Here is a 17,189-nt window from a genome sequence, read left to right as displayed (position 1 = left end):
AGCGGCCTGCTTGGTCGTGATCGTCGCGCTGGCGGCGTTGCTTCCGATGACCGCCGCTCGGAGACGGCTGCGACCATTGGCCAACGTCGCACGGCTTACCCGGCTGCCCGAGTACGCGAAAGTCGCTCGGCTGCGCTCGCTCTCGACGATTGTGACGTTGGTCGTGCTGACGGTCATGTTCGGCGCCGCGACCTGGGCCGCGGCCCGTCCCACCGTGGCGAGCAAGGATTTCGACGCTGCTCACCCCGAGGACATCATGCTGTGCGTCGGGCAGCCGGTGACCGATGCGACGACGACTGAGCTGCTCGACTACTTCGCGCGACAAGCCCTCGCGTCCCCGCAACGCCAACGCATCGGCCTGACATCGGCCAACCGCCGTTTGGTGCCGCTGACGCGCGACCATCAGTACGCAGCCGAGCGGTTCGGCGACTATACCGGCGCCCATGAGACGCAGTCGGCATCGTTCGCCCCGCCGGTGTCCTACACCGACTACGCCGCAAGCGTCAACGACGTTCTCGCGCTGTGCCTCTCGGGGTTTCCGTCCGACGAGCAGCACAGCAGTGACCGGCGCTCGGTCATCTATCTCGGTCCGTCGGATCTTCGCGCCGCCGGGGAGCAGCGTGCCGCTTTGTTCACCGATGGCAGTGTCCGAGCCCTGGCCGAGCGCGCCGGGGCCCAAGTGAATGTGATCGACACCGCCCCGTCACCCGCGAGCGGCGCGCTGGTCGCGCTTAGCGAGCGGACCGGTGGCCGGTACGCCGTGCCGACCACGAAGTCAGTTGCGGCGATTCTCAACGAGATTCGCGCCCACACACCGTCGGCGCGCCGCGCCGACGGCACCATCCTCACAGCGGACCTCCGCGATGCGCCGGTGGTACCACTGGTGATCGCCTTAGTGTCGGCGGCAGTGCTGTCGGTGGCCCTGTTGGTGTTGCGCCGATGACATTTCAGCCCGTGCTGCCCTGGCCGATCCTGGCTGTCGTTGCTGGTGCACTATTGCTGGCGCGCCTGGTGGCGCTGCGCCAGGCGCTCCTGTCGGCCGGACGCCGAAAGCGGGCCGCGCTGCGGTGGACCGGGGTGACGTTCGCGGTGCTGCTGCTCATCGCTGCGACCACTCGTCCGGCACTTCTCGATGACGGAAACCGCCAGGGCGCAACGGCCGTCGCCGGAGCGAACCTCAACGTGTTTCTCGTCGTCGATCAGTCGGCCAATTCGAGCGTCGAGGACTATGGCAATGGTCAACCGCGGATCTCCGGCATGCGCGAGGACATCGCGGCGTTGATCAAGCAGTACCCGGCGGCCCGGTACGCCCTGGTCGGCTTCGCCTCAAAGGCCTCACTGGATTGGCCGCTATCCCAAGATGTTTGGAGCCTGCGCCCAACCATCGCCGCGCTCGGCTCCCAGCCGGTCAGTCCCGACGCCAACGCGGGAGCGGCGGACAATGTGCTGCGATACCAGCTGATCGAGGCGACACAGCAATACCCGGGTTCGCGGAACGCGGTGTTCTACCTCGGATCAGGTGCGCCGGGATCGCGCGCGCCGCAGGGCGACTTCAACGTCATGCGGGGGTCGGTGGCCGGCGGAGCGGTGCTGGGCTACGGCCGCTCCGACGCGATCGATGAGGGCGAGTTGCACAGAATCGCAGCACAACTCGGCGTTCCGTACGTACACCGCGATCTCGGACAGCCCCTGCAACCGAGCCTGCCCGACACACCGCATAGCCGGGCGGACGCCCTGAACCGGACCGAGCTGTACTGGCTACCCGCGCTGCTTGCCGCCGGGCTGCTGCTCGCCGAGATCTACCTGTCCGTCCGCGAGTTTCGTCGTGGCCGCATCGCGCGACGGGACTTGGCGTCATGACGCGCGGGCCGGCGCGACTGCGGCTACGACGACGGCTCCTGGCCTACTCGGCCCCCGTCGTCGCCATCGCGCTGCTGGTCGCGATCAAGCTGTTTTCCGTTGTGTTACTCGGCAATTCAGCAGGCCACGCCTTCACCAGAGGCGACGCAAGCGCCGTACGGGCCGATGCGGCGATCCTCGGAGTCGCCAATGTGGTGGAACCGGCGCGGGCGCCGTTCGCGGAAGGCACAGCCGCCGTGCTCGACCGCCGACTAGAGGATGCGGACGCCCACTTCACCGATGCGGTGGCGCGCAGCGGCACCGTCGGTTCCTGTCCGGCGCGGGTCAACCTCGAATTGGTCCGCGAGACCCAGGGCGACCGGGCGGCAGCGGCAGGGGACCGCGCACGCGCCGACGAACGCTACGCGAGTGCGTTGGCGGTCGTCGGTGCCGCGCCGCGAGGGTGCTTCGCCGCCAACACCGACCCGGACCCGCAGCGGCACCTGATCCGCGATGACGCCGCAAACCGCTTGGCGACCAAGAGGACTGCGCTGGCTGCTAGGCCGCCTGCGCCACCGCCTCCGCCACCACCGCCACCGGCCGCGCTGCCTCCACCGCCACCGCCCCTCGCTGTCATCACGGGCGACGGCCGGGAAGTGCCCCCACGCCGGCTCGATCCCACGGGCGGCGATCCGCTCGACAAGCTGCAACAGGTGCTGCGGGACGCCGCAGGCGCCGCACCCGCGGGCGACTCGCCCTAAGGGTCTGTCAAGCTTTTGATGTGAACGACCTTCTCGGGCCGCGGTGCCCGTGCGGCAGCGACAGAAGCTATCGCGCCTGTTGCGGGCCGCTTCACCACGGCGAGACACAGGCCCAGACGGCCGAGGAATTGATGCGATCGCGCTACTCGGCCTTCGCCTACGGTCATTCGGATTACCTGTTTCGCACGTGGCACCCGCGCACCCGCCCGGCGGATGTGACCGCCGACCCGGACATCGCCTGGACCGGCTTGCGGGTGATCGCCACCCTTGCCGGCGGGCCAAACGATGATTGCGGAGAAGTGGAATTCACCGCCGACTACGAGTCCGGGGGCCGCGCGAGCCGCCTGCATGAGCGCAGTCGCTTCGAGCGCCGCGCCGGTCGATGGTTCTACCTCGACGCCGCCGCGGAAGATCTGTAGCCGCCTTTCGCGTCGAGAGCCTGGAGCGAGTGACGGGATTTGAACCCGTGTATACGGCTTTGCAGGCCGCTGCCTAGCCGCTCAGCCACACCCGCACAACTCGTAACCATGCCAGCGCACGTCGGCGTAGCCCAGAGTTTCCCTCGGCCCGATCATTTCGAGCACCGGCGGCGGTCACCGCGCTGCTCGCCGATCAGAGGCCGATGTAGACCGCTTTGGTATTGAAGTAGGCCTCGATACCCTTGCGGCCGCGCTCGCCGCCCCACCCCGACTGCTTGTGACCGCTGATCGGCATCGACGGGTCCGCCGCAAGCGAGGAGTTCACCCAAATCTGGCCCGCGCGAAGCTCGTTGACGACGCGGTGGGCGCGGGACAGGTTCTCGGTCCAGATGGAGCCGGCGAGCCCGTAGTGCGTGTCGTTCGCGGCGGCGATCACCTCGTCCTCGTCGTCGAAGGGGATCACACAGCCGACCGGCCCGAAGATCTCCTCCTTGATCAGCCGCATGTCCGGCGTGGTGTTGGTGATAATCGTCGCCTCATAGAAGTAGCCCTTGCGGTCCATCGGCTTACCCCCGGTGATCACCTGCGCTCCACCGGCCACGCCGTCGTTGACAATGCCTTCGACGCGCTTGCGCTGCTTGTCGCTAATCAGCGGTCCCAGAACCGAATCGGGGTCATCGCTGCCGCCCATCGGCAGCATCTGCGCGAATCCGGCGAGGCCCTCGACCACCTTGTCGTAGATGCCGCGCTGGACATACATCCGCGAGGTGCAGGAGCAGTTCTGGCCGGAGCCGGCGAGCAGGCCCATGCCGGCCCCCATGATCGCCTTGTCGAGGTTGGCGTCGTCGAACATGATCAGCGGTGACTTACCGCCGAGCTCAAGCGTCAGTCGCTTGAGGTTACCCGCGGCCGCCTTCACGATCAGCCGCCCGACCTCCGTCGACCCGGTGAAGGAGATCTTGTCGACGTCCGGATGCGCGGTGAGCGCGGCACCCGTGGTCTCGCCGTAGCCGGTGATGACATTCAGGACACCGTCGGGCAGACCGGCCTCGCGGAAGATCTCTTCCAACTTCAGCGCGGTGAGCGGCGTCTCCTCGGCGGGCTTGAGAACCGCGGTGCACCCCGCCGCGAGCGCGGGCGCAACCTTGAGCATCGCGACGAAAAATGGCCCGTTCCAAGGGATGATGAGGCCGACGACGCCGACCGGCTCGAGCTGGGTGAAGGTGTGGTAGGTCTCCCAGGTGCCGAGCAGGCCGTCGGACACAAGATTGGCCGACTCGCCGTGAATCTTGCCGACCCAACCGGCGTAGTACTTCAGCATGTCCACCGACACCGGGATGATGTGGCCGGCGGCCGTCAGGTTCATACCGTTGTCTTGGGCCTCGAGCGCGGCCAGTTCGTCTTTGCGTTCCTCGATGATGCGCGCGGCGCGGAAGAGGACGTTCGCGCGGTGCGACGCCGGCGCCTTGCGCCACACGCCCGACTCGAAGGTCTCGCGTGCCCGGGCCACCGCCGCGTCGACGGCCGCCTGGTCCGAATCGGGGACCTCCGCGATCTGCTCCTCGTTCGACGGGTTGAAGACCGCAATGGTGTTACTCAATGTCCCTCAGGGCCCTTCACTCGGAAATTGCTGTCGCCGCGCGACACAGGTTACGCGCTTAACCAGAGGGTGTCCAGTGTGTGCGGGGACCATGCCGAATGGAAGACGCAGCCGGATTCTGCTGGTCACCGCGGTGCTGGTAAGGAATGCTCAATCCGCTGGCCGGGGCGTTCAAGCTACGCCCGCGCCGCCTCGGATTGGCGGCTAGATTACGCATATGCGGGTTTTTCGCCTGTTCGGCGTCGTCCTGACAATTCTCACAGCGGTGCTGCTTTGGGCAAGCCCCGCTGGCGCGCAGCCGCCTTCCAAGCTCACCGACCACATCACCGACAACACCGGGGTGTTATCGGGTTCCGACCGGGCAGCGGTCAGCGATGCCCTTGACCGCCTCAACCGCGACCGCCACATCCAACTGTGGGTGGTCTACGTCGACAACTTCTCCAGGTTCAAGCCCGACAACTGGGCCGACCGAACCCGCAGTGCAAGTGGGATGGGCGACCACGACGCGCTGCTGGCGGTGGCCACGAACACAAAGTCGTACGCGTTCGACGTGCCGCCGCGATTCCTCACCGCCGCCGAGTCGAACAAACTGCGTACTACCCAGATTGAACCGGTACTGGGCGCTAAAGACTGGAGCGGCGCCGCGGTCGCCGCGGCCGACGGCTTGGACAAGTCGGCGAGCTCGTCTAAGCCGGCAAGTTCGTCGAAACCGCTCTGGCCGCTGATCGCGATCGGCGTTGTCGTGGTCGTGCTTATCCTCGTGTTTTCCTTGCTACTGGTGCTATGGCGCGCACGCCGGCGCCGGCGCGCCGGCGCCGCCCGGAGTGGCGGGCAGGTGGACATTGGCGCCGGCGATCATCCGGCGCAGCAGGCGTTGTCCACCGCGGACGCGAGGGTGCGTCAAATCTCCGATTACGTCGCCAGATATCGCTCCAACATCGGCTCCGAGGCCCAGGCGCGGCTCGACGAGGCGAAACGGCATCTGGCAGCGGCACACGGCACGGCAGCGGGGAACGGCTCTGACGCAATCGCGTATGCCAACAGGGCATCGACCTTAGCCGCTCAGGCACAGACGCTGGCCAACGCCGACGTCCTCGAAGCGCACCGCACGCCACGACGACGAGGGAGTACTTCTACCCGGTGATCGGCGGGATCAACTCGGACTGCACCCCGCGAGCGCTTTCGGAAGTTAGTCTGTGCGCGGGGCGACGCAGGGCCTCGATGGTGCCGTCTGTGTGCGCGATAACGCCACCGCCGCTAGGAATTCCGAGGCCGGCGACCGATTCGTCAAGCGTCTGAATCGCTCGCGTCAGCCGCGCCCACCCGGCTCGCTCGTCGTGCGCGTCGACAATCAGGGGAAGGAGATCGAACACACCGAGCAACTCCGTCCCCTCTGTGTCGGGTGTTTCGACGATGCCATAACGCCCGAGCTGAACCGCTCCGGCCGAAATGCCAACCAGTACAGCACCTTTGGCGTACCGGTCCAGGATCACGCCTTTCATGCCGGTTTCCTCGAACGTAGTCCAGCCGAGCCGCACATCGCCGCCCGCGAGGACGATCAAGTGGGCACGATCGAGGAACGCGCGATCGTCCGGGCCAAACGACGAGTCGATCATGCGGCGATCGCTGATCCCCACGGCATCCACTGCCGCTTCGAAGATTTCGTAGAACTCGCGATGATCGCCGTTGGAGGCGCCGATGTACGCCGCGGTCAGCTGTGCGTTCCGCGCCAATCCATCGAGGGCGCATTCAAGCAGCAGCTTGTCGTCACGTTTCCAGAACAGCAGCTGGCTGTCCGCCAGCAGAACGAGCGGTTGGGCTTGGGGCGCCGTCACTTTGCCTGGTCTTCGCCGGTGAGCTCGTCGAACCTCGCGAGTGCTGCCTCGAGGTCCGCCTCGTCGAAGACCTCGATGCAGTTGAGCCTGTCGCCACCAACCGTCAAAATGCTGACCTCTTGCCACTCGGCTTCGAAACCGTCGGGCGACCTTCCGGTCGCCGCGTGAGTGACGACGGCGCCGCGCTGGCTCAACCGATGCACCGTAACTATGCGGATGGTGAGGTCGGGCGTTTGGTCCAGCGCGCTGCGGACGAATTTCATCAGCTGGCCGGGCGTCATCGATGCCCCGCGACGATGGTCGATGTCGACGAAATCCGCTGTCGTCGAGGGAAGTTGGCCCCGGTTCAGGGCGGCATAATTCTCGACAATGGCTGACCACGTGCGGGCCTGCGCGGCGGCTTCACCGGCCAGGTAGCGGTTTTCGAGGTCCTCAAACGCCGCGTCAATGTCCTCGACATCGAAGGCGACCTGCGCCGCAATACGTGCCTCGCCGTCGATTTCGGCGAGGATCAGCATGTCGCTGCTGAACTCGCCTTGCCGCACATCGCGGTTGGGGGAACAGATGCGAGTCAGGGCGAGGCGCTCTCCCCGGGTCGCGATGACCGCCCACGTTGTGGGCGCCGCGTCGGCAAGGGCTCGTAGGTTGGCGAGCACGGCGTCGCGACCGTCCCAAAACCCGAAAGTCGTCGTCACGCGACGACGATCGTCGATGAAACTGTCGTCGGTCAGGATCCCGGCTATAGCCGTCCAATTGCGGTCGCGGAAGTAAACAAAGCAGCGGTCAAGTATCCGGCTTGCCGCGTTTTCGACCCGCGGTGTCTGCGCTTCCAGTTCATCAAAGCGCGCCAGCGCGGCATCAAGGTCTGCCTCGTCGAACACCTCAATGCGGTTGATCAGGTCGCCTTCCAGAGTCAGAAGGGTAGCCTCGTGCCACTCGGCGTCGAAGCCGTCCGGCGAAGTCCCATGCGTCGACTGTGTGACGACCGCTCCGAGATTGCTCAGCCGATGTATCGCATCGACGTAGATCTTGGCTTGCGGCATCACTTGCCAGGTGGCGTGAATGTACGGAACCAGATCGCCCGGCGAAAACGCTCGCCCTCGCCGGTGGTCCAGATTCACCCAATCCGGCGTCGTCGAGGGGAGTTGGTGTTCGTTGAACGCGGTGAAAGAGCGCAACAGCGTCGACCACGTATGCTTATGAGCGGCCGCTTCTCCTGCCAGGTAACGTGTTTCGAGCTCTTCGGTCGCGGCGTCGATGTCTTCTGGGTCGAATGCAACGAGGGCAGTGATCCGCGCTTCGCCTGAGATCTCGACTACTTGTAGGTAATCGACGTAGAACGCTTCGGACTCTGCGTGGCCGCGTGAGTACCTGGCATGAGTGAGGGCGAGGCGCGTCCCGCGGATGGCAACGGCGACCGATTTCGCATGTGTGACCTCGACGGCGGCGACGGCACGCAGGTCTTCGACTAGAGCCTCCTGACCGCGCCGAACCCCGCCCCCTACCACGCGTCGGCGGTCGTCGCTGAATAGATCCTCGGAAAGAATCTCGGTCATTGCGGCCCAGTCACATCCCTCGTAGTACGCCAACAGGTGTTCGTATACGTGCGTGGCCGCGTTTTCCAGCCGCTGCGCCGGTCGGCTGAGTTCCTCGAACCGCGCGAGCGCGGCGTCGAGATCTGCCTCATCGAAGACCTCGACACGGGTGTAGAGGTCGCCTTCGAGTATGCCGATAACGATTGCCCGCCACTCAGCGTCGAAGCCCTCCTGCGAAGTTCCATGCGCAGCCTGTGTGATGACCGCCCCTTTGTCGGTCAGCCGGTGCACCGCCTCGATGTAGACGCTGATGTCGGGCATGAGGTCCCACAAGCTAGGAAGGTATCCGGCCAGGCCCTCTGACTCGGTCGTCAAGACCGCTCGATGGTCGATGAGGACCGATTCCGGTGTCATGCCTGGAAGTTCGTGTCGATTGACCCTGGAATAGCCCCGAGTGATTACCGTCCAAGTGCGCAGGTATGCGGCAGCATCGCCGCAGAGGTAGCGCGCGTCGAGTTCCGCTAAGGCAGCGTCGATGTCGTCGGTGTCGAATATGACCATCGCAACGATCCGCTCGCCGGCGTCGATCTCAACGACGCCGAGCCACTCGGCGCCGACCTCGCCGAGCATGTCGCGGTTGAAGGCACGCGCATGGACGAGGGCAAGGCGCTCTCCGCGGGTCGCAAAGAGGCTCAGCGATATGGTCTTTGCGCCGACCTCTACGGCGGCTCGCAGGTCCGCGATGTGCAGATCTCGACCCCGACGAACTCCTGCGTTCACTACACGACGGCGATCGTCTACGACAAGGTCGTCGGCCAGTAGCTCTGCCATGGCGCCCCAGTCTGGAGCCGAGAAATAAGCTTGGTATCGGTCGAGTATTGGGCTTGCCGAGTTTTCCAGCTGTCGCGCCTGCGGTTGCAGTTCCTCAAAGCGGGCAAGCGCGGCGTCGACGTCTGCCTCTTCGTACATCTCGCAGCGGCTGACGAGGTCGCCATCGACTATGAATAGGGCGGTCTCTCGCCAAACGGCATCGAAGCCGTCTTGTGAGGTCCCGTGCCCCGAATACGAGACGACCGCACCGTGACTCGTCAGCCGATGCACAAAATCGATGCGAATTTTGATGTCAGGCGCGACGTCGAAGGTGGCACGGATGTAAGGCGCCAATTCGCCCACCGCAAAAGAGATGCCGCGTCGATGGTCAACATTCACCCAATCCCGCGTTGTCGAAGGTACCTCGTGCCGGTTGAGTGCGGCGTAGCCAGCAGCAATCGCCGACCATGTGCGAGAGTAGGCGGCCGCCTCACCGGCGAGGTAGCGAGCGTCGAGTTCTTCGAAGGCGGCGTCGACGTCATCGACATCGAACACTATGGACGCTGTGACTCGATTGTCGTCGTTGGTCTCCCCGATGCCGAGCGCCGCAGCCTGGAATGCCTCGGGCTCCTGCTCCTGGCTCGCGAAGGCGAAACGAAACAGTGCGAGATGCGCTCCGCGGGTCGCAACCACGGTTGCCCTAACATCGCTCATCCAGACGTCGCTGGTGGCAAGCCAATTCGCCATCTCGGCGTCACGGCCGTGTCGCGTCCCGGCGTTCAAGACTCGACGGCGATCTTCTGAGAAGAAGTCGTCGGCGAGTAGTTCCGCCATGGCATTCCAGTCGCGGCTCGAAAAGTGCGCCAGGAATTGCTCGATCACCCGGGTTGTGACGTTGGACAGGCGCGATGCCGGCCGGCTGAGCTCGTCGAATCGCGCGTTCGCGGCGTCTAAGTCGTTCTCGTCAAACACTTCACAGCGACTTAGCCGGTCGCCATCGACGATGAGAAGCATCATCATGCGCCATTCGACGTCTAGGCCGTCGGGCGAGGATCCGTGTGGACAATTGGTGATCAACGCTCCAAAACGGCTCAGTTTATGTACTTGTTCGATGTGCACGTGAAAATTTGGGGTGAGATCGAAGATGCTGTGAACGGCCGATGTCATGTCGTCCGCGGCGAATAGGGTGCCTCGCCGATGGTCGATGGTCACCCAGTCCTCTGGGGGAAATTCATGCCGGTTGAACGTCGCGTGCACGCCTGCCACCGCCGCCCACGTATCCGCATAAGTGGCTGCTTCGCCTGTCATGTAACGGATCTCGAGTTCGTTGAAGGCTGTGTCGATGTCGTCTACGTCGAACACCACGCGTGCCACGATCCGCTCGCTCGCGTCGATTTCGACAATGTCGAGGGCATCAGTGTGAAACGCCTCGGGACGCTGGTCGCGGCCCCATGTTCGAATTCGGCTGAAGACAAGGCGCTGACCGCGGATCGCGATGACATCCGAGGTTGCGTTCGTGACGCCGATCGCCTCAAGGGCCCGTGCCTCGGCAATCATGGCGTCTCGGCCGTGCCGCACTCCCATACCGACGACCCGCCGGCGATCGTCGTGGGAAACGTTATCGCCGAGTCCTTGAGCGAGAGCTGCCCAGTCGCGGGCCGCAAACGTCTCCTGGAACCGCTTGTTCGCCCGGCTTGCCGCATTTTGAAGCTGCGGCGTCGGCATAGTCAGCTGCTCGAAGCGCGCGATCGCGGCGTCAAGGTCCGACTCGTCGAAGACTTCCAAGCGGTCGATCAGGTCACCTTCGATGGTCAGAAGACTGATCACTCGCCACTCGGCATGAAAGCCATCATCCGAGGTTTCGTGCGTCACCGAGGTAACCACAGCGCCAAGGTCGTTAAGCCGATGCACTGCCTCGACGAAACTTCTTAGGCCATGCGTGGCGTCCCAATTAGCAATTAACACCGACGTTTCACCTGGCGCAAAGGACACTCCTCGCCGGTGATCGATGTTCGACCAATCAGCTGTCGTCAGCGGGTGCTCACGCCGGTTGAGCGCGGCGTAAGCGCGGGTGATCACTGACCAGGCGTGGGAATAGGGCGCGGCCTCGCCGGCGATGTAACGAGCGTCGAGTTCCGCGACGGCGGCATCAAAATCGTCAATGTCGAAGGCGACGAACGCCGCCATCCGGTTCTCGGAGTTGATCTCGACGACGCCGAGTTCCTCCGTGAGGACCCCTTCGGTCGCCTGGTCTCGGCCTGAGGAACGAGTGTGGATAAGCGCAAGGTGCGTGCTGCGGGTCGCATTCACGACGCACGAAAAAGTGGTAACCCCGACCTCGGCGATCGCTCGCAGGTTCGAGATTTGGGCGTCTCGTCCATGCAGGACGCCAGCATTCACCACATGTCGGCGATCGTAATGAGAAACATTCTCGGCCAGTGTTGCTGATATCGAGCCCCAGTCGCGGGCTGCAAAGTACGCAAAGAAGCGCTCGGCTATTTGGCTTGCCGCATTTTCCCGCCGCCGCGCCTCCGGGTGCAGTTCCTCGAACCGCGCGATCGCGGCATCGAGGTCCGACTCGTCGAAAACCTCAGTGCGATTGATCATGTCGCCTTCGACCGTGAAAACGGCGATCCCACGCCACTCGGCGCGCAAGCCCTCTCGTGCGATCTCATGCGCGGCATACGTGACGATGGCGCCGGTATCGCGCAGCCGATGCACTTGCTCGACGTGGACGTTGATGTCCTGCTCGGCGTCCCATCCCGCGCGGATGTATGCGTTCAGATCACCGGGCCCAAAGGCAGTCTCGTGTCGGTGGTCGATATTCACGCAGTCCGGCGTAGTCGACGGCAACTCGTGCCGGTTGAGCGCGGCGTAACTGCGTGCAACGGCGCACCACGTGCGCGCGTGGACGGCCCCTTCGCCGGCGAGGTATTGAGCTTCGAGCTCGGCGATGGCGGCGTCGAAGTCTTCGACGTCATACGAGACGACACTCGCGATCCGGTCATCGGCGTCGATCCCGACGACGTTGAGGGCATCGTCTTGGGCCACGTCGGGGTCGCGGCCGGTGGCGCGAGTCCGTGCGAGGACCAGGCGGTCTCCCCGAATCGCTATGGCGCTCACCATTGAAAGCGTGAATCCGACTCCTGCCGCCGCCTGCAGGTCCCTGATTACTTCGTTCCGCCCATGTTGAGTTTCGGCGCTCACTATTCGTCGGTGATCGATTCCGACGTAGTCGTCACTCACCATTTCAGCCATGGCGTCCCAGTCGCGAGTCGCGAAATGAGACCAGACGCGGTCGAATACGCGCGCCGCCGCGTTTTCCATTCGCGGTGCCGGTGCGTCGAGCTGTTCGAATCTCGCGAGCGCGGCATCCAGGTCGGCCTCGTCGAATACCTCTACACGGCTGATCATTTCGCCATCGATCGTCATTAGGTCGATGGCCCGCCACGCGGCGTCAAAGCCCTCATGAGAGGTTCCGTATCCCGCCCAAGTGAAAACCGCGCCGACGTCGTTCAAACGATGGACAGTTTCGACGTAGAGATTAAGATTTTGGTCGAGATTCCATCCTGCACGGAGGTATTCGATACCTTCACCGGGGGCAAACGCCACTGCACGGCGATGGTCAATAGTCACCGCATCCGGTGTCGCCGCAGCCACTTCGCGCAGATTGTGCGCGACTAAAGCACGGGTGATCACCGACCACGTGTGCGCGTGCGGCGCCGCTTCGCCAGCGAGATACCGTGCATCGAGTTCGGCGATGGCGGCGTCGAAGTCGTCGAGGTCGAACGCGGCCATCGCCGCGATCCGGTCGTCGGCGTCGAGTTCGACGATCTGGAGGAAGTCGACGCGGAATGTCTCCGATTCCAAGGTGCTTCGCGCGTAGCGGGCACGAGTGAGGGCCAAACGCTCCCCACGGGTTGCAACGGTCTCCGAACTCGCATCCGTCACATCGATGTCGGCGGCCGACCGGTAGTCCTCGATCGCGGCATCCGGACCGCGTCGGATCCCGGAACCTACCACCGAACGACGATCGTCGCCGCAGTAGTCGTCGGTGAGGAGCTCGGCTATCGCTTCCCAGTCGCGGGCTTTGAAATATGCGTGCAGGCGTTCGTATGCCCGCGTCGCGGAGTTTTCCAGCCTCCGCACATGCTCGTGCTCGAGTCGAGCGTAGGCCGCGTCGAGTTCGGCCATCGCGGCGTCCATGTCATCGACGTCGAACCACACCTGTCGCACGACTTGGCCATTCTCGTCGATGGCGTATAGCTGGAGCAGCTCGTCGTGCGGCGCTCCGGGACTCTCGTCGACAGTGCTCGTCATCAATCGAGACAGAGCCAGCCGCTCGCCTCGCGCAGCGACCATGACATAGTCGATGCGCGTGGCGCCCGCTTCGAGCTCACGCCTTACCTCACGTCGCCCCGCGTCCGATGGGTGGTCAACACCGACGATCTTCCGCCGATTCTCGATCGAAACATTCGGGGCGAACAGCCGCTCGAACTCATCCCAGTCCTTGCGATGAATGGCGGCCATCACGCGTTCGCCCACTCGCACGCATTCGCTGTCCAATTCGACAACAGGCACTTCGGGAGGAGCCGGGGTGGGCGGCTGAGCTGGCTCGCCGAGAACTTGCCGCGCCACGTCCGCAAGCGCCGCAGCGCCTTTTCGCTCATACAGATCGACCGCCCGCTCGGCGGCGGCGCGCGCTCCCGCGATGTCGCCGGCGGCGCCCAGAACGGTCGCCAGCGTCAGGCATGCGTCGCCGTGATCGACCAGGGCGTCGGTGCGTTCGGCCAGACTGACCGCCTCCTCGGCGACCCGTCGAGCCGCGTCGAAATCATTGTCTCGCGCCAGTAGATGCGCCCGAAGCGTCCGCCATGCGATCGACGCCTTCAGCGCGTGGCCGGCGAGACGCTCACTCTCCGAGCATAATTCACGAGCCTCGTCATCTCGACCGAGCGCAAGGCAGCCCCGGCCCAGCAGCGCCGCGGTCTCGGCGGTATCGGCGTCCAGGCCCATGCGGCGAAAGCCGTTGTACGCCTTGCGCAGATGGGACTCCGCTGCGGCGGCATCATTGCCGATGAGTTCGACGATGCCGGCGAACTGCTCAACTTCCAGCAACGCGTGGCGCAGGCCGAGCTCGGTCAGTGTGCGCCGGGCCGAGTCGATCATCCGCCGGGCCGCAGCCGTGCGGCCGCGGAACGCCTCCAGCACCGCCTGGCATCGCGTCGAGGTGGCCTCGACGGCAGGCGAGTCGGTCGTGATGCGAAGCAGCCGCACCACGTCAAGACACCTTCCGCCCGCGCGCGGAACAGGATTGGGGCCCCACAGCGCCGCGAGCGGCGCGCCCGCCAATACCGCGTTCACCCGGCGGTGTTCGCGCGCCCGACGCGCCGCGGTGAGGGCGTCGTCCAGAGCGATCTCGCAGTCGCCGATTCGCCCGAGACGCGCCAGGCACCCGGCCCGGACGGTGTGCGCCTTGGCTTCCCCGGCGGCGTCGTCCAGCTCCGCCAGTTTGGCGGCAGCCGCACCCAACGCGATCTCCACCTCGTCGAGCCGCTCGGGATGAATCAGCATCGACAGCTGACCGTCGAAGCACGTCGCCCACGCGGCTAACCGGGCCGAATCCGCTGCGGCGGTTTGTAATTGGGAGACCGCACCGGCGGCGGGGGCCACGTCACCCGCGGCCAGCAGAGCCTCGCAGCGCGCGACCAATAATTCAACGGTCTGGTCGTCGCGGTCGGGGAGCTCATCGTCGATGTCCTCGAGCGCGTGCAGGGCATGATCGTAAAGATCGGCGGCACCCTCGTAGGCGAGTCGAGCCATCGCCTGGTCGGCGGCACGCCGGCAATAAAAGGCCGCCTTGGCTGCGTTTCCCGCCCAAGCGCATTCGAAATAGTGATGCGCCAGTTCGGCCAGCAGCTCGTCGTCGGCGCCGGGCAGCGTCTCGAGTGTCGTGGCGATGCGCTGGTGCAGTCGCATGCGCCGCACGGATGCCAGCTCGGCCAGCAGTGATTGCCGGACGATCGCGTGGTTGAAGCGGTAGTACCCGCCGGGCTCTTCGATGACGATGCCGGCCTGGCGCGCTTCGTCGAACGCGTCGATGAGGTCAGTTCCTACCACCTGCTCGACCAGATCAAGGGCAAACCGGCTGCCGACAACCGCGGCCGCGGCAAGGGCTTTGTTGGTGTCGGCAGGGAGCCGAGAAAGCCTGCGGCTGACCGCTTCCCGCACACCCTGGGGCAGGGTGCTCTGGTCCCACACGCCGCCGCTCTCATCGACATGGCGCAGAGCCTCGATGAGGAAAAAGGGGTTACCACCGGTGACAGACGCCAATGCGTGCGCGAGTTCCTCGTCGTCGTAGCCCGCCTCGGCCACGTAGGCCGTCACGTCGTCCTCGTCGAGTCCGCTCAGCGTGAGCCGGTTCGCCGTCCCGTCGCGATGCAGGTCGGCGAGCGTCGCGGCGAGGGGATGTGAGCGGTCGAGGTCGGTGCTGCGATAGGTGCCGACGATCTGCACGCGGGCGTGGTCGCCGAACCGCAGCAGATGCCGCAACAGCAGCAGTGTCGGCTTGGCTGCCCAGTGCAGGTCGTCGACGATCATCACCACCGGCGCGCTCTTGGAGGCGATTTCGAGCAGGGCAACGACGGCATCGAACAACGCGTAGCGCTCGGTGTCGGGATCGGCGTGTGCCGGGGGAGTGAGATCGGGTACCACATCGGCCAGTCCGGGCACAAGCGACAGCAACGCCTCGACGCCGCGCACAGCTCTCAGCCGGTCCGCACCCACGCACGGCGCTAGCGAACGCAGCGCTTCGGCGAACGGCTGATAAGGAGCCCCGAGATCTTCGTCGCAACGGCCGTACAGAACGACCGCCCCTTGCGCGTAGGCCTGTTGCGACCATTCACCGGCCAGCCGCGTCTTGCCGACACCGGGTTCACCGGCAATCAGTACGGCGCGCACACCGCCGGCCAGCGCGGTCTGCCACGCCGAAAGCAGCCCTTCGAGTTCGCGGCCACGCCCTACGAACGGCCCGGGCCCAACGAGTACGGCGGGGAAGTTGGGCCGCTCCATCGGCATCTCGGGCGCCGGCGAATCCGATTGGTCTGCACCGGTTTCCAGCCGCAACTCGAAAACATGCTCGGGCCGCGCGAGGTTTTTGAGCTGACGCATTCCCAGGTCGGTGAGCATGACGTCGTCGGCCAGCGAGTCGATGACTAGCTCGGCGGTCGCGCCCGAGCACAGGATTTGGCCGCCCTCGGCCAGGGACCGCAATCGGGCAACCCGGTTGACCGCTCGGCCGAAGTAGTCGCCGTCGCGCAGCTCGACCTCGCCGGTGTGCAGCGCCATGCGGACACGGATGGGGTCCCGCGAAGCCCACGGCTCGTGAGCAATCGCGTCCTGCAGCTCGATCGCCGCCGCGACGCCCGCAGAAGGACGGTCGAAGACCGAGAACGTCGCATCACCCTCACCGCGCGTCTTGATCAGCCGACCGCCACGTGACGTCACGACCTGTTCGACCAGCTCATCGTGGCGGGCCAGCGCGACGGCCATGGCGCCGGCATCCGCCTCCCATGCGGCCGTCGAGCCCTCGATATCGGTGAGCAGGAACGTCACGGCACGCGTCACCGACGGAGCGCTCTGCGCGACAGCGATATCCAGCGACGCGTCCTGCGTGACGATCGCCGCCTCGAGCCGGCGAAGTTCCGGCCCCGGGTCGACCCCGAGATCGTCGGCAAGCAGCGACCGGGCCCGTTGATACGCGCCGAGGGCCTCACCTTGCCGGCCGGCGCGGTACAAGGCGAGCATCAGCTGGCCCCATCGCCTCTCTCGCAGCGGAGCGTCGGCCACCGCGCCCTCGAGATCACCGATGACTTCCGCGGCACGACCGGTGGCCAGCAGTGCGTCGGCTCGGTCCTCGACCAGCGCGGCGTGGCTCTCGACCCATCGCGTCCTTTCGGACGTTCCGCGCCGGCCGTCGGGCAGCTCGGGGGCTCCGCGCCAGAGGGCAAGGGCCTCATCGAACCGGGCCAGCGCTTGGCTGGTATCGCCCGCGGCGGCGGCCTCGCGTCCCAGCCGGGCCGTCGATTTATAGCGCGCGGCATCGACCTCGCTTTCGGCGAGAGTCCAGCCCGCGCCCTGGGTCACCACGAATCCGTCGCCGAGGGTGCGACGCAACGAAGAGATGTGGGTTTGCAGGGCCTTGGCGGCGGTGCGCGGCGGATCCTGACCCCAGAGCAGCTCGACGAGCGTGTCGGCCGGCACGACGGAACCGCTGTGCAGTCCGAGCATCGTGAGGATGGCGCGTGGTTTCGCGCCCGGTATGACGACGGACGCTCCGCCTTGCCGGACCTGAAGCGGTCCCAAAACGCCCAGTTCCACCGATGAAAGCG

The 17,189-nt window shown here is 65.5% G+C and carries 8 protein-coding genes and 1 tRNA gene; 5 read left to right on the top strand and 4 right to left on the bottom strand.

Going from position 1 to position 17,189, the window contains the following annotated elements; translation table 11 throughout:
* The first annotated feature begins 16 nt into the window (after positions 1 to 16).
* The 4 genes from AC5Y7E_RS19130 to AC5Y7E_RS19115 are packed head-to-tail and all read left to right on the top strand — an operon-like array spanning position 17 to position 3,019.
* Complete coding sequence (locus AC5Y7E_RS19130) at positions 17 to 943, top strand: hypothetical protein (RefSeq protein WP_499950499.1); 927 nt, start codon at positions 17 to 19, stop codon at positions 941 to 943.
* Complete coding sequence (locus AC5Y7E_RS19125) at positions 940 to 1,860, top strand: vWA domain-containing protein (protein ID WP_499950354.1); 921 nt, start codon at positions 940 to 942, stop codon at positions 1,858 to 1,860. Before AC5Y7E_RS19130 ends, AC5Y7E_RS19125 begins: the two co-directional genes overlap by 4 nt.
* On the top strand, positions 1,857 to 2,600 hold the full coding sequence (locus AC5Y7E_RS19120; RefSeq protein ID WP_499950353.1) for a hypothetical protein: 744 nt from the start codon (positions 1,857 to 1,859) through the stop codon (positions 2,598 to 2,600). The genes AC5Y7E_RS19125 and AC5Y7E_RS19120 overlap by 4 nt, the downstream gene beginning before the upstream one ends.
* 20 nt (positions 2,601 to 2,620) lie before the next feature.
* Entirely contained in the window at positions 2,621 to 3,019 is a 399-nt protein-coding gene (locus AC5Y7E_RS19115) for a YchJ family protein (protein WP_499950352.1), read from the top strand.
* Between the two features lie 21 nt (positions 3,020 to 3,040).
* On the opposite strand, the gene AC5Y7E_RS19110 is transcribed toward AC5Y7E_RS19115, so the two are convergent.
* Positions 3,041 to 3,114: transfer RNA gene (locus AC5Y7E_RS19110), tRNA-Cys, on the bottom strand.
* Between the two features lie 98 nt (positions 3,115 to 3,212).
* Positions 3,213 to 4,619 (bottom strand): aldehyde dehydrogenase family protein, encoded by a 1,407-nt coding sequence (locus AC5Y7E_RS19105; protein WP_499950351.1) that lies wholly within the window; start codon positions 4,617 to 4,619, stop codon positions 3,213 to 3,215.
* A 217-nt stretch (positions 4,620 to 4,836) separates the two neighbouring features.
* Between AC5Y7E_RS19105 and AC5Y7E_RS19100 the strand changes: the two genes are divergently transcribed.
* Entirely contained in the window at positions 4,837 to 5,763 is a 927-nt protein-coding gene (locus AC5Y7E_RS19100) for a TPM domain-containing protein (protein WP_499950350.1), read from the top strand.
* Here the strand turns inward: AC5Y7E_RS19100 and AC5Y7E_RS19095 are convergent.
* Positions 5,753 to 6,454 (bottom strand): Type 1 glutamine amidotransferase-like domain-containing protein, encoded by a 702-nt coding sequence (locus AC5Y7E_RS19095; protein ID WP_499950348.1) that lies wholly within the window; start codon positions 6,452 to 6,454, stop codon positions 5,753 to 5,755. The genes AC5Y7E_RS19100 and AC5Y7E_RS19095 overlap by 11 nt on opposite strands.
* A complete protein-coding gene (locus tag AC5Y7E_RS19090; RefSeq protein WP_499950498.1) occupies positions 6,451 to 17,178 on the bottom strand; it encodes a BTAD domain-containing putative transcriptional regulator in 10,728 nt (3,575 codons plus the stop codon). Before AC5Y7E_RS19090 ends, AC5Y7E_RS19095 begins: the two co-directional genes overlap by 4 nt.
* Positions 17,179 to 17,189 lie beyond the last annotated feature (11 nt).

The sequence above is a fragment of the Mycobacterium sp. NGS17 genome (genome assembly GCF_059813205.1).
This window is presented reverse-complemented; position numbering and strand designations above follow the sequence as displayed.

Bases quoted from the DNA above. Each gene is read 5' to 3' on its own strand.
- AC5Y7E_RS19125 (WP_499950354.1), top strand. From the start codon at position 940: ATGACATTTCAGCCCGTGCTGCCCTGGCCGATCCTGGCTGTCGTTGCT.
- AC5Y7E_RS19120 (WP_499950353.1), top strand. From the start codon at position 1,857: ATGACGCGCGGGCCGGCGCGACTGCGGCTACGACGACGGCTCCTGGCC.
- AC5Y7E_RS19100 (WP_499950350.1), top strand. From the start codon at position 4,837: ATGCGGGTTTTTCGCCTGTTCGGCGTCGTCCTGACAATTCTCACAGCG.